Below are 13,100 nucleotides of genomic sequence, written 5' to 3'. Positions count from 1 at the left end.
GAGCCTTCGCCTAGGCCCGCCCCCAGCCGCCCCCGCCCGGCGTGCGCATCTCGAAGACCGCACCGGCTGGCAGGTCGCGCTCGTCGTTGCCCCCCAGCGTCTCCACGCGCCCGTCCGGCCAGTGCACCACGTTCTCGCCCACCGCGCCCGGATCACCACCCGCGCCGCCAAAGGGCGCAACCTTGCGGCTGCCGCACAAGGTGGTGACCGTGACGGGTGCGAGGAACCTCAGCTTCCGCACCGCCCCGTCACCACCGCGCCAGCGCCCCGCCCCGCCCGAGCCGCGCCGGATGCCGAACGCCTCCAGCCGTACCGGAAAGCGCTTTTCCAGGATCTCCGGGTCGGTCATCCGCGTGTTGGTCATGTGACTTTGCACGGCCGGACAGCCGTCGAACCCCGGCCCAGCCCCCGTGCCGCCCGCGATAGTCTCGTAGTTCTGGAACCGGTCATTGCCCCAGATGAAGTTGTTCATCGTCCCCTGCGCCGCCGCCACGACCCCCAGGGCACCGTAAAGCGCATTGCAGGCCGACTGGCTGACCTCGGTATTCCCCGCGATCACCGCCGCAGGGGCGACCGGGTTCAAGAGCGTCCCCTCCGGCACGATGATCGTCAGCGGCTTCAGGCAGCCCTCGTTCAGAGGGATCGCCTTCCCGACCAAGGTCCGGAACACATAAAGCACCACCGCACGGGTCACAGCCTGCGGGGCGTTGTAGTTGCCCTTGTGCTGGGGGCTGGTTCCCGTGAAGTCGATCACCGCAGATCGGGTGGCATGGTCCACGGCAACCTTTACCTGAATGGTTGTTCCAATATCCATCGGATAGGTGAACGATCCATCATGTAGCCGGTCGATCACCGCCCGGACACATTCCTCGGCGTTCTTCTGCACATGCGCCATATAGGCGGCAACGACCGCGGCCCCATGAAGCGCCACGACGCGCAAAAGCTCGCGCCGCCCCGTCTCGTTCGCCGCGATCTGGGCCTTCAGGTCCGCCATGTTCTGGTCGATGGACCGGCACGGCCAGCGCCCCGACCCCAGCAGCGCCCGCGTCTCCGCCTCGCGCAAGCTTCCCCGCGTCACCAGCGGGAAAAGGTCGATCACCACCCCTTCCTCTTCGATCGTGGTGCTGTCCGGCGGAGCCGAGCCCGGCGTCCGTCCGCCGATGTCGGCATGATGCCCGCGCGAGCCAAGCCAGAAGGCCGCCTTTCCGCCCACGAAGACCGGGGTGATCACGGTCACGTCCGGCAGATGCGTGCCCCCGTTCCAGGGGGCGTTCAGCATCCACGCATCCCCCTCCTGCGCCGTAGCCGCCACGGCCGCGATGACCGTCTTCACCGCGTGCGACATCGATCCAAGGTGCACGGGCACATGTGGCGCATTCGCCACCAGATCGCCCGCCGCGTCGAAAATGGCGCAGGAAAAATCCAGCCTTTCCTTGATGTTGACCGACCAGGCCGTGTTCGCAAGCGTGGCCCCCATCTGGTCGGCCACCGACATGAACAGGTTGTTGAACACCTCCAGCAACACCGGGTCCGCCTCGGTTCCTGCGGCGGGTGGCCGGGCCACGGCCTGTACCCGGCGCAGGATCAGGTTGGCCTGCGCATCGACTGTCGCCTCCCATCCCGGCTCGACCAGCGTCGTCGCGGTGGCCTCGGTGATGACCGCCGGCCCCGCGATCCGCGTCGCGGTGCCGCAGTCCTCGCGCCGGTAAAGCGGCACGTCCTGCCAGCCATCGCCGGCCCAGACCCGCAGCTGCTCGACCGGCTGACCGGCGCCTTCCCCGGGCGCGAGGTCCGGCAAGCCCGCACCGCCGCCCTCGGCCTCGACCGCGAGCATCTCGAACAGCACTGCCCGCTCGGGCGAGACGAAGCCAAATCGCGCCTGGTGCGCCAAAGTGAATGAACGTTCCATTTCCTCGGCCGAGCCGAAGGGAACGGGCAAGGACTGGTGCTGGCCCTCATAGCGCAGATGCGCCGTCGCGGTGACTTCGGGCGCGACGATCCCCTGCGCCGTCAACTCTGCAACCGCCTCGGCCGCACGCGCCGTGACCCGGGCCCGCGCCTCGGCGGTCTTCGACAAGGGCGCATCGAATTGCGTTTCCCGCAAGGCGCGCAACTGGGCAAGGCCCATGCCGAAAGCCGAAAGAACGCCTGCCTGAGGGTGGATGAAAACTGTTTTCATTCCAAGCGCGTCCGCCACACCGCAGGCATGTTGCCCACCCGCGCCCCCGAAGCACTGCAGCGCATAGGCCGTCACGTCATGCCCGCGCTGCACGCTTATCTTCTTGATCGCATTGGCCATATTGTCGATGGCAATGCGCAGGAACCCTTCGGCGATGACCTCTGGCGGGTCCAGCCGGCCCGTTACCGAGGCCACCTCCTGCGCCAGCGCGGCGAACTTCTGCCGCACCACCTCCGCATCAAGCGGCTGGTCTCCACCGGGTCCGAACACTGCCGGGAAATGCTGCGGCGAAAGCCGCCCCAGCATCACGTTGCAGTCGGTGATCGTCAGCGGCCCGCCGCGCCGATAGCTCGCAGGCCCTGGATTGGCGCCCGCACTTTCCGGTCCCACCTGGAACCGACCGTCGCGAAAGGAACAGATCGACCCGCCCCCCGCCGCCACCGTGTGGATATCCATCATCGGGGCGCGCATCCGCACTCCGGCAACCTCGGTCTCGAACGAGCGTTCATATACGCCGGCATAGTGGCTGACATCGGTGGAGGTTCCGCCCATGTCGAAGCCGATCAACCGGTCGAAACCGGCCGCCTCTCCGGTCCGAACCATCCCGACGATGCCCCCGGCCGGACCTGACAGGATCGCGTCCTTGCCCTGGAACCTCCCTGCCTCGGTCAATCCTCCGTTCGACTGCATGAAGAGAAGCCGCCGCGTCGCCCGGCCCATGTCGAGCGCTGCCTCGACCTGCGCCACGTAGCGACGCAGGATGGGCGAGAGGTAGGCGTCCACGACCGTCGTATCCCCCCGCGGTACCAGCTTGGCCAGGCGAGACACCTGATGTGAAAGGGAAATCTGCGTGAACCCCGCCTCCCGCGCCAGGTCGCCGACCCGGGTCTCGTGGACCGGGTTCACATGCCCGTGCATCAGCGCTACGGCCACAGCCGCGATCCCCTGCCGGCGGGCCTCCGTCAGGGCGGCAATCACCGCCGCCTCGTCCAGGGGCCGCACTTCCATCCCGTCCGCATCCAGCCGCCCGGGAATTTCGAACACCTGTTCATAAAGCAGGTCGGGCCGCCGGATGTTCAGCTCGAACAGCGAGGGGCGGGCCTGTGTGCCGATCCGCAGAAGGTCGCCGAACCCTTCGGTGATCATAAGCGCGACCCGCTCACCCTTCCGTTCAAGAAGCGCATTGGTGGCGACGGTCGTCCCCATCTTCACCGCGGCAATCGCGCCATCCGGGATCGGTTCTCCGGGCTTCAGCCCAAGGCAATCCCGGATCCCCTGCACGGCGGCATCAGGATAGCGTTCGGGGTTTTCGGACAGAAGCTTCGCCGTGACCAGCCGCCCATCCGGAGCCCGCCCCACCACATCGGTGAAGGTGCCCCCCCGGTCGATCCAGAATTCCCAAGCCATGCCGCACCTCCGCCCCCTTTCGTGGCCCGACCGGCGCGCGGATGCAACACTTGACCGACTCGGGGCCAAGGCGCCAACTGCCGCCATGCCGCTGCATTTCACCCCGGCCGAATACGCCGCCCGCCTGGCCAACGCCCGCGCCGCCCTGCAGGCCCGCGGCCTCGACGCGATCCTCATGTTCGCGCCGGAAAGCCACTTCTGGATCTCCGGCTACGACACCTTCGGCTTCGCGATGTTCCAATGCATGGTCCTGACCGCGCGGGGGGAGCTCCACCTCCTCACCCGCACGCCCGACCTGCGGCAGGCGCTTTACACCTCGACCCTCACCGCCGATGAGATCCACATCTGGCAGGACATCGAGGGCGCGGACCCCGCCCAGGACCTCGCCCGCCTTTTGACCGACCTCGGCGTCACCGGCCCCATCGGCTACGAATCCGACACCGTCGGCCTGACGGACCGAACGAGCCGAGCCCTGCACAGGGCGATCCCCGGCCTGATCGACGCCTCCGACCTGGTCCGGGCGCTCCGACGCGTCAAGTCGCCTGCCGAGATCGCGATGCACCGCCGCGCCGCGCAGCTGTCCGACGACGCGCTGGACCAGGCCATCGCCCTGGCACGGCCCGGCGCCTATGAAGGCGACATCCTCGCCGCCATGCAGGGCGCGGTCTTCAAGGGCGGCGGCGATTATGCCGGGAACGAGTTCATCCTGGGCTCCGGCCCCGGCGCGCTTCTCTGTCGCTACTACTCCGGCCGCCGCCACCTGGCGCCGAACGACCAGCTGACGCTGGAATGGTCCGGCGCCTATGCCCGCTACCACGCCGCGATGATGCGAACCCTGATCGTGGGCAAACCGTCAGACCACCACCTCCGGATGCACGAGGCCGCCGTCGCGGCCCTTGAGGCCTGTGAAGCCGCCATCCGCCCCGGTGCCCCGATGGGGGATGTCTACGCCGCCCACGCCCGCGTCTTCGACGCGCGCGGCCTGTCCCATGCGCGGCTCAAGGCCTGCGGCTACGGCATGGGCGCGGTCTACAACCCGATCTGGGTCGACTTCCCGATGTTCTACGAAGGCAACCCGCTGATCATGCAGGCGGGCCAAGTGTTCTTCCTGCACATGATCCTGATGGACAGCGACGCCGGAGAGGCCATGACGCTCGGCCACTCCGTCCTGGTCAAACCCGATGGGGTGGAGCGGCTTTCGCGCCATTCCCTTGACCTGATCGTGACCTCCTAGTCGCCGACGCGGCCCAGAAGCTCCTCGACCTTCGGGCCCAACCCCTCGACGATCAGCTTCACGCCCTCGGGGTTCGGGTGCAGCCCGTCCGCCTGCATGAAGGCCGCCATCGAGGCCGGGTCGGCCGGGTCGGCCCCCGCCGCCCTGAGCCCCCCGAAGAAATCATCCGCCAGCAGCGTCCCATAGGCCGCCGCCAGCTCCCCATACATCCCGTCGAACGCCGCCTTGTACTCCGGTCCGAAATTTCCCGGGGCCTTCATCGACACCAGAAGCACCGGCAACGACCGCGCCGCCGCCTCCTTCAGGATACCGTCCAGGTTCGCCTTGGACGAGGCCGGGTCGATCCCCCGCAAAAGGTCGTTGCCCCCCAGCGTCACGATCAGCGCATCCGTCTCCGGCCCCAGCGCCCAGCCGACCCGCGCCAAGCCGCCCGCTGTCGTGTCGCCCGAAACCCCGGCATTCTGCACCACAACATCGTGCCCCTTGGCCTTCAGCCAAGCCTCCAGCACCGGGACAAAGCCCTGCGACTGGTCGACAAGCCCATAGCCCGCCGTCAGGCTGTCGCCCAATGCCACGATCGTGACCGGCTCAGCCATTGCGAATGTTGACAGTGACAAGACTGCAATTGCAGCATTGCGCATTCGCCGGACCGCGCCATATCCGACTGAACGACCCACCCGAAGGACCTTTTGCATGACCGATCCCGTCCTCGCGCTCACCGATGCGCGGCTTACCCTTGCCGGAAACGCCGGCCCGGTCGAGATCCTGAAGGGCATCACGCTTTCGGTCCACAAGGGCGAAACGGTCGGGTTGATCGGGCCATCGGGGTCGGGCAAGTCGTCGCTCCTCATGCTCATGGGCGGGTTGGAGCGTGCCACCGGCGGCAAGGTTCTCGCCCTCGGGCAGGACCTGACCGCGATGAACGAGGACGCGCTCGCCCGCTTCCGCCGTGGGAATATGGGGGTTGTGTTCCAATCCTTCCACCTCATTCCGACGATGACGGCCTTGGAGAACGTCGCGTTACCTCTGGAACTGGCCGGCGCACCCGACGCCTTTGACCGGGCGCAGGCGGAACTGACCTCCGTGGGCCTCGGCAAACGCATGCACCACTACCCCAGCCAGATGTCCGGCGGCGAACAGCAGCGTGTCGCCCTCGCCCGCGCCGCCGCGCCGCGCCCGGCGATCCTTCTGGCCGATGAACCCACCGGCAACCTCGACGGCGTCAACGGCCAGGCGATCATGGATCTCCTCTTCGGCCTCCGCGACCGCCACGGCGCGACGCTGGTCCTCGTGACCCACGCCCCCGAACTCGCGCAACGCTGCGACCGGGTGATCCGCCTTGCCGACGGCCTTCTGGCCCCGGAAGCCCTCGCGAAAGCCGCGGAATGAGCCTTTCCCTCACCATCGCCCGCCGTGAACTCCGCGGCGGCCTCAAGGGCTTCCGCGTCTTTCTCGCCTGCCTCGCCCTTGGCGTGGCCGCCATCGCCGCCGTCGGCACGCTTCGCACCGGCATCCAGCAGGGCCTGACCGACCAGGGCTCCGTCATCCTCGGCGGCGATGCCGAGATGCGCTTCACCTACCGCACCGCGGACGCCGACGAACGCGCCTACATGGACCGCATCGCCACCCAGGTGTCCGAGGTCTACGACTTCCGCTCGATGGCGCTGATCGAAGGCGACCAGGCCCTCACCCAGATCAAGGCCGTCGACGACGCCTGGCCCCTGACCGGAGCCGCCCAGCTCGACCCGCCGATCCCCGTCGCCGAGGCGCTGGCCACCACCGATGGCCTCCCCGGCGCAATTATGGACCCCGTCCTGATCGACCGCCTGTCCCTGAAACCCGGCGACACCTTCCGCCTCGGCACCCAGGAATTCCGCCTGACCGCCGCCCTGACCCGCGAGCCCGACTCCGCCTCCACCGGCTTCACCCTCGGCCCGCGCACCGTCGTCCAATCCGACGCCCTGGCAAACTCCGGCCTTCTGGCGTCCGGGTCCATGTATGAGACCCGCTACCGCCTGGTGCTTCCCCCGGGCGCTGACCTGCAAGCGCTTGAGGACGAAGCCGAAACCACATTCCGCGACAAGGGGATGCGCTGGACCGATAGCCGCAACGCCGCGCCTGGGGTCGAGGCCTTCGTCGACCGCATCGGCAGCTTCCTCGTCCTCGTGGGCCTCGCCGGGCTGGCCGTGGGGGGCGTCGGCATCTCCGCCGCGATCCGGTCCTACCTCGACGGCAAGGTCGAAACCATCGCCACCCTGAAAACCCTTGGGGCCGAGGGCGGCCTGATCTTCCGCAGCTACCTCTGGCAGACCGCGATCCTCTCCGCCATCGGCATCGCCATTGGCCTTGCCCTCGGCGCGCTGGCCCCCCTGCTGGCCGCCCCCCTGATCGTAGCCGCCCTCCCCTTCCCCGCGGAAATCCGCCTCTCCCCAGGCGCGCTCATCGAGGCCGCCTTCTACGGCACCCTCTCCGCCCTCATCTTCACCCTCCTCCCCCTTGCCCGGACCGAACGGATCCGCCCCGCTGCCCTCTATCGCGGAGGCACCGGCACCCGCGCCTGGCCCCGCAAACGCTACCTGACCGCCCTCGCCCTCCTCTCCGTGACGCTCATCGGCAGCGCGACCTGGCTCTCCGGCATCCCCGAACTCGCCCTCGGCGCAGCGGGCGGAGTCCTCGGCGCCCTCATCATCCTCGCCCTCGCCGCCGCGGGCCTGAGATGGGCCACCAAACGCCTCGCCCGCACGAAGCTTACCCACGGCCGCCCCGCCACCCGCGCGGCGCTTTCGGCCATCGGAGCGCCAAGGTCCGACGCCACCTCCGTCATCCTCTCCCTTGGCCTCGGCCTCTCCGTCCTCGCCGCCGTGGGCCAGATCGACTGGAACCTGCGCCAGGCCATCGCCACCGACCTGCCCACCCGCGCCCCCGCCTTCTTCTTCGTCGACATCCAGCCCGACCAGCTGGACCCGTTCCTCGCCACGGTGGACGGCAACCCCGCCGTGACCGAGATCGAAACCGCCCCCATGCTCCGCGGCGTCATCACCCAGATCAACGGCAAGCCAGCGCGTGAGGTCGCCGGGGACCACTGGGTCGTCCGCGGCGACCGCGGCATCACCTACGCCGCCACCCCCGGTGCAAAGACTCGCATCACTGCGGGCACCTACTGGCCCGAGGACTACACCGGCGACCCCCAGATCAGCTTCGCCGCCGAGGAAGCCGAGGAAATCGGCCTCAAGCTCGGCGACACGATGACCGTCAACATCCTCGGCCGCGACCTGACCGCGACGATCACCTCGTTCCGCGAGGTCGACTTCTCCAACGCCGGGATGGGCTTCGTGATGACGCTCAACCCCGCCGCACTGGCCGGGGCTCCCCACACCCACATCGCCACCGTCTACGCGCCGCCCGAGGCCGAAGCCCAAATCCTCAAGGACGTCACAAAAACCTGGCCGAACATCACCGCCATCGGCATCCGTGAGGCCGTGGACCGCGTGGCCGAGGCGCTTTCCGCCATCGCCACCGCCACCGCCTGGGCCGCCGCGGGCACCCTCATCACCGGCTTCGTCGTCCTGATCGGAGCCGCCGCCGCAGGCGAACGCGCCCGCATCTACGAATCCGCGATCCTGAAAACCCTCGGCGCGACGCGCGGGAAAATCCTCGCCAGCTTCGCCCTCCGGTCCGCCCTCATGGGCGCCGCCGCAGGCGTGGTCGCCGTCATCGCGGGCGGCATATCCGGCTGGGCCGTCATGACCTTCGTCATGGACTCGACCTACCGCTTCGAACCCCTGTCGGCCATCGGCATCGTCCTGGGCGGCGTCCTCGCCACCCTTCTCGCCGGCCTCTTCTTCGCGCTCAGGCCGCTGAACGCGCGCCCGGCAAGGACGCTGCGCGCTCAGGACTAGGGGGTCACCGGAACCGGCTCCAGTCCGACCCCCTCGATCCTGGCCGAGCGGAACAGCGGATATCCCGCCTGTTTCTCGGCCCGGGCGCTGACCATCTCGAACGACCCGAAGAAGCGCTTGACCCCGTAGTCCTCAAGCTCCACCCCGGCCCAATCCGCGACGATCCGGTCATAGGCCCCGGCCAGCACGCGATTGTCGGGGTCCAGGCCCGAGACAGCGACCAGCCCCGTCGAGCGGCAATCCAGCACCGTCAGCGTCAGGTCCGGCCGGTATTCCTGCAGGATCGGGATCAGCTTCCAGACATCGCCCGTCCAGGACCCCTTCGGCAAGCGCGACAGGTCCCGCGTCGTCATTCCCGGCCCGTAGGGCACGCAGTCATGCAGCAGGATCACCCCTCCGGGTGCCATCGCCGCCTCGGTGTGCATGAAATCCCGCAGCAGGTATTCAAACAGATGCATCCCGTCCAGGAAGGCCAGCCCCAGCCGGATCCCGTTCCGCGCAAGGAAGCCGCTGGCAAAGAAGTCGTCGCTCGTCTGCTGAAACACATGCAGAGCGGGTTTCTTCCCGATGATGTTGATCTCTGCCTGGAAGAATGGGTCCACCGCGATGGTCTTCGAACGGACCGGAGCAAAGCTTTCCCCCGACCGGCACCCCACTTCCAGATACCAGTCGAAGAGGCACGCCTCATGCAGGCCGCGCAGGAAGCGGTAATGCAGGATGCCAGAGGCTTTGAGGTACATCACCGGACCCGCGACTTTACCCGGGTCACCATGCCGGGGAGCGGGCGGCTTCGCAACCCGGCCCAAGCGAAAGGGCCCGCCGGGGTGGCGGGCCCTTCGCCTGCAATCCGCAGGACGTCAGTGCGCGGGCCGGATGAAGGTCCCGTTGCGCAGTTCGGTGAAGGCCTGGCGCAGCTCGGCCTCGGTGTTCATCACGATCGGCCCCGCCCAAGCGACGGGTTCCTCGATCGGGGCACCACTGACCAGCAGGAACCGCACCCCCTCCGGCCCCGCCGTGACCGTCACCTCGTTGCCCGCACCGAACCGAACCAGAGTCCGGTTTCCCGACAGGTCACGGATGTTGACCTCCTGCCCACGGACTTCCTTCTCCAGCAGCACGCCCTCGGGCCGCGCCGCATCGCGGAAGGACGCCGACCCTTCGAACACATAGGCGAACGCCCGACGCCGGGTGTCGACCTTGAACGTCTTCCGCTTGCCCGCCGGGACGAAGACGTCCAGATACTGCGGGTCCGCCGCGATCCCCTCGACCGGGCTTTTCACCCCCCGGTAATCCCCGATCACCACGCGGATACTGGTGCCGTCATCCTCATGCCGCTCGGGCAGCGCCTCGGCCGGCATGTCCTGATAGCGCGGCGCGGTCATCTTCAAGGCCTTCGGCAGGTTGCCCCAGAGCTGGAAGCCATGCATCCGCCCCTTGTCGTCGCCCTTCGGCATCTCCTGGTGCAGGATCCCCCGCCCCGCCGTCATCAGCTGCAGCGACCCCGGCCCCAGGATGCCCCGGTTGCCCAAGCTATCGCCATGCTCCACGGTCCCGGCAAGGACGTAGGTGATCGTCTCGATCCCCCGGTGCGGGTGCCACGGGAAGCCTGCCGAGTAATCCCGGGGATGCTCGCCCCGGAAATCGTCGAACAAGAGGAACGGGTCCGCCTCGGTCGGGTCCTGGAACCCGAAGGCGCGGTGCAAATGGACGCCGGCGCCCTCGATATGCGGCTGGGCGCGGCGGGTCTCGATCACGGGACGGATGGACATGGGTCTCTCCTGAATTTGCGTTGCGCAGAACATGGGGCGACACGGCCCCTGCGCCAAGGCGCAAATGCAAGCAGACCCTGTGCAAGGGCGCACCGCACCCTTCCCGGCCGGAACAACCTCCGGTCCCGGCCGGTTGACCCCATGCGGCGCGAAAGCCGCGACGGGAAGGACGACCCACCAATGGCAAACGCAGACAAGAAGCATCACGGCCCCGCCGTTCAGGGCAAGGGCGACGGCACCGGCGGCATGACCGACCTCGACGCAAGCGAGATTCCCGCCAACGCCGTGCTCTCCAACCGCGACAAGTCCCGCCATTCCGAGGACCGCGGCCTCGACAGCAAGGCGGTGCAGACCGAGCAGTTGCAGGACCATGCCGCAGCCCGGCTTGCCAACTCTGACCCGGTGGAGGGCAAGCGCGACGGCTCGGCCGTGGACCCCGACGACGTGGATGCCGCCCAGCTGGACACCGAAGGCGAAGGCGCCACCGCAAAGATTGCCGACATCGTGGAGGACAAGGAATGACGGCCAAGCAACCCCCGATCCCGCCCGAAAACCGCAGCCCGAAAGGCCCCGGTGAAGGCTCGGCCACTTCAGCCTCCGATCAGTCCCGGGGCGACAGCAGTGGCAACAAGGCCAATCCGGACAAGACCGGCCAGGCCGGCAACACCCGGATCAACACCACGAACCAGGGCCATCAGCAGGACCGCTAACCATGTCCACCTCCGACAAATCCGACGCCACCATCCGCCAGGGCGGCCCCGGTGCCTCGCACGAGAATGCCAAGGCGCCGAAGGACCCGAAGAAGCCTCCGCCCGATCCCCAGGACCGCCGCACCCGCAGCAAGACCTCCGGTGGAGGAGGAGAGCAGGACCGCCACCACACGCATGATCCGGACATGAAGGTGTAGGACACCGCCCCAGCTGCATCACGCGGCTGGGGCAAGTGCGATGTCGGGGGGCGTCGCTAAAGTCCTGCGTCGGACACGTGCTTTGCAACCCGGTCCGCGATCCAGTCCAACCAACGCGGGGGCAGCTCATGCCCGACCCCACGGAGAACGTCGATCTCTGCCCCGGGAATCCCGTCGGCGATGGCTTGGCCATTTTCGACCGGAAGGATCGGGTCCTCGTCGCCGTGGATCACCAGCACCGGGCAGGAAATTTCGCGGAACCGTCCGGTCCAGTCCGCGCGCGTCGTGACAGAACCGTGGTTGAACATGCTTGCAGGGCTGTCCGTCCGCGCCAGCACCCGCAAGGCGACCGCCTTGGCCGCCGCCGCATCGAAGGGCGCACCGCTTCCGGCGCAAAGCCGCTCGCTCTCCACCAGGAAGTCCGCCGCCGCATCGCGATTCGACCAGTCCAGAGACCCCAGCGCCGCGAAATGCTCCAGGAACGCCTCCGAGATATGCGGCAGTGCAGGCCCATCCCAGCCCAGCGGCTCCGAAGCGATCAGCGTCAGCGAGGCGACCCGTTCCGGCTCTTGCAGCGCGACCATCTGCGCGATGTAGCCCCCCAGCGACATCCCCGCCAGATGGGCGCGTTCCAGCCCGTATCCCTCCATGACCGCCAGCACATCCCCGGCCATATCCTCCACCGAATAGCTGGCTTCGCCCGGCGGAACCGTGGTCGATTCCCCCGTGTCCCGATGATCGAACCGGATGACGTAAAGGCCCTTGCCGGCCAGCGCCTGACAGAGCGCCTCCGGCCAGCCCAGCATCGAGGCCGTCGCCCCCATGACCATCACCAGGGCCGGATTGCCAGCCGTCCCGAAGCTCTCCGTCGCCAGCGAAATGTCCCGATGCGAAATGCGTTTCATGCCGTAACTCCTGGTCAGGAATGGGGTGAAGGCCACGGAAACTCGCGGTCAGAAATCTTTACAAAGCGTTAAACGCCGCGGCCAAGCCATTGGTTTCCAACGGGTGCCGACGTTCGTCCACCGTGGACACTACCCCGTCAGGTGCCGCAGTCCCTGGGTCACATCCGTCCGGACCGCCAGCCGCAGGCCGGGTTCATCCCCCGCCTTCAGGGCCGCCAGGATCATCCGGTGGTGGGTCGGCGGCTCGCGCCGCTTGACCCGCGCATAGACCGCCCGCATGGTCGGCCCCAGCTGCAGCCAGACCGTCTCGCACATCGCCAGCATCGCCGGAGTCTGGGCCCGCAGGTAGAGCGTCCGGTGGAACTCCAGGTTCGTGCGGACATAGGTGACCGCATCCCCCCGGACCGCCGCCTCGCCGTTCATCAGGTTGATCGCCGTCAGCCGTTCGATCAGCGCGAAGTGGGCCCTAGGCAGAGCCCGAGCGGCCATCTCCGGCTCTAGCAAAGCCCGGATCGCCGCCAGCTCCTCGATCCTCTCCGGGGTCAGCTCCGGCGTCGAAATCCGGCCCGAGGAGGACAGGGTCAGCGCCCCCTCCGCCACCAGCCGCCGCACGGCCTCACGGGCGGGGGTCATCGAGACGCCGAACTGCTTGCCCAGCCCCCGCAAGGTCAGTGACTGGCCGGGGTCCAGCTCGCCGTGCATGACCTGCTGGCGCAGCGTCCGGTAGACCCGCTCATGGGCGGCAGCATTGGGATCCGTGGGGCGCGGGGTCAGCATGACGCGCAGGGGAACACCCGTCG

Annotated in this window: 12 protein-coding genes; 6 read left to right on the top strand and 6 right to left on the bottom strand. The window is 68.2% G+C overall.

What is annotated here, in order from left to right:
* Window positions 1–10: 10 nt before the first annotated feature.
* Entirely contained in the window at window positions 11–3,586 is a 3,576-nt protein-coding gene (locus ACE3Q6_RS12850; RefSeq protein WP_374432854.1) for a hydantoinase B/oxoprolinase family protein, read from the bottom strand.
* An 85-nt stretch (window positions 3,587–3,671) separates the two neighbouring features.
* Here ACE3Q6_RS12850 and ACE3Q6_RS12845 point away from each other — a divergent pair, with 85 nt between their 5' ends.
* On the top strand, window positions 3,672–4,820 hold the full coding sequence (locus ACE3Q6_RS12845; RefSeq protein ID WP_374432852.1) for a M24 family metallopeptidase: 1,149 nt from the start codon (window positions 3,672–3,674) through the stop codon (window positions 4,818–4,820).
* Here ACE3Q6_RS12845 and ACE3Q6_RS12840 read toward each other — a convergent pair.
* Complete coding sequence (locus tag ACE3Q6_RS12840; protein WP_374432850.1) at window positions 4,817–5,461, bottom strand: arylesterase; 645 nt, start codon at window positions 5,459–5,461, stop codon at window positions 4,817–4,819. The two genes, ACE3Q6_RS12845 and ACE3Q6_RS12840, sit on opposite strands and share 4 nt — an antisense overlap.
* A 52-nt stretch (window positions 5,462–5,513) precedes the next feature.
* On the opposite strand from ACE3Q6_RS12840, the gene ACE3Q6_RS12835 reads away from it, so the two are divergent.
* On the top strand, window positions 5,514–6,209 hold the full coding sequence (locus ACE3Q6_RS12835; protein WP_374432848.1) for an ABC transporter ATP-binding protein: 696 nt from the start codon (window positions 5,514–5,516) through the stop codon (window positions 6,207–6,209).
* On the top strand, window positions 6,206–8,719 hold the full coding sequence (locus tag ACE3Q6_RS12830; protein ID WP_374432845.1) for an ABC transporter permease: 2,514 nt from the start codon (window positions 6,206–6,208) through the stop codon (window positions 8,717–8,719). Before ACE3Q6_RS12835 ends, ACE3Q6_RS12830 begins: the two co-directional genes overlap by 4 nt.
* On the opposite strand, the gene ACE3Q6_RS12825 is transcribed toward ACE3Q6_RS12830, so the two are convergent.
* Both ACE3Q6_RS12825 and ACE3Q6_RS12820 read right to left on the bottom strand, forming a co-directional pair.
* Window positions 8,716–9,459, bottom strand: coding sequence for a class I SAM-dependent methyltransferase (locus ACE3Q6_RS12825; protein WP_374432843.1), 744 nt, complete (start codon window positions 9,457–9,459; stop codon window positions 8,716–8,718). The two genes, ACE3Q6_RS12830 and ACE3Q6_RS12825, sit on opposite strands and share 4 nt — an antisense overlap.
* Before the next feature lie 117 nt (window positions 9,460–9,576).
* Window positions 9,577–10,488, bottom strand: coding sequence for a pirin family protein (locus ACE3Q6_RS12820; protein WP_374432840.1), 912 nt, complete (start codon window positions 10,486–10,488; stop codon window positions 9,577–9,579).
* A 180-nt stretch (window positions 10,489–10,668) separates the two neighbouring features.
* Between ACE3Q6_RS12820 and ACE3Q6_RS12815 the strand changes: the two genes are divergently transcribed.
* The 3 genes from ACE3Q6_RS12815 to ACE3Q6_RS12805 are packed head-to-tail and all read left to right on the top strand — an operon-like array spanning window position 10,669 to window position 11,395.
* Entirely contained in the window at window positions 10,669–11,010 is a 342-nt protein-coding gene (locus ACE3Q6_RS12815) for a hypothetical protein (protein WP_374432838.1), read from the top strand.
* Window positions 11,007–11,198 (top strand): hypothetical protein, encoded by a 192-nt coding sequence (locus ACE3Q6_RS12810; RefSeq protein WP_374432836.1) that lies wholly within the window; start codon window positions 11,007–11,009, stop codon window positions 11,196–11,198. The genes ACE3Q6_RS12815 and ACE3Q6_RS12810 overlap by 4 nt, the downstream gene beginning before the upstream one ends.
* Window positions 11,199–11,200: 2 nt before the next feature.
* On the top strand, window positions 11,201–11,395 hold the full coding sequence (locus ACE3Q6_RS12805; RefSeq protein WP_374432833.1) for a hypothetical protein: 195 nt from the start codon (window positions 11,201–11,203) through the stop codon (window positions 11,393–11,395).
* Window positions 11,396–11,451: 56 nt separating this feature from the next.
* On the opposite strand, the gene ACE3Q6_RS12800 is transcribed toward ACE3Q6_RS12805, so the two are convergent.
* Together ACE3Q6_RS12800 and ACE3Q6_RS12795 are read right to left on the bottom strand one after the other, a co-directional pair.
* Window positions 11,452–12,300 (bottom strand): alpha/beta fold hydrolase, encoded by an 849-nt coding sequence (locus ACE3Q6_RS12800; RefSeq protein ID WP_374432831.1) that lies wholly within the window; start codon window positions 12,298–12,300, stop codon window positions 11,452–11,454.
* Window positions 12,301–12,429: 129 nt separating this feature from the next.
* A complete protein-coding gene (locus ACE3Q6_RS12795; protein WP_374432826.1) occupies window positions 12,430–13,077 on the bottom strand; it encodes a GntR family transcriptional regulator in 648 nt (215 codons plus the stop codon).
* Window positions 13,078–13,100 lie beyond the last annotated feature (23 nt).

The sequence above is a fragment of the Tabrizicola sp. genome, from assembly GCF_041913445.1.
Taxonomy (GTDB): Bacteria; Pseudomonadota; Alphaproteobacteria; order Rhodobacterales; family Rhodobacteraceae; genus Tabrizicola.
This window is presented reverse-complemented; position numbering and strand designations above follow the sequence as displayed.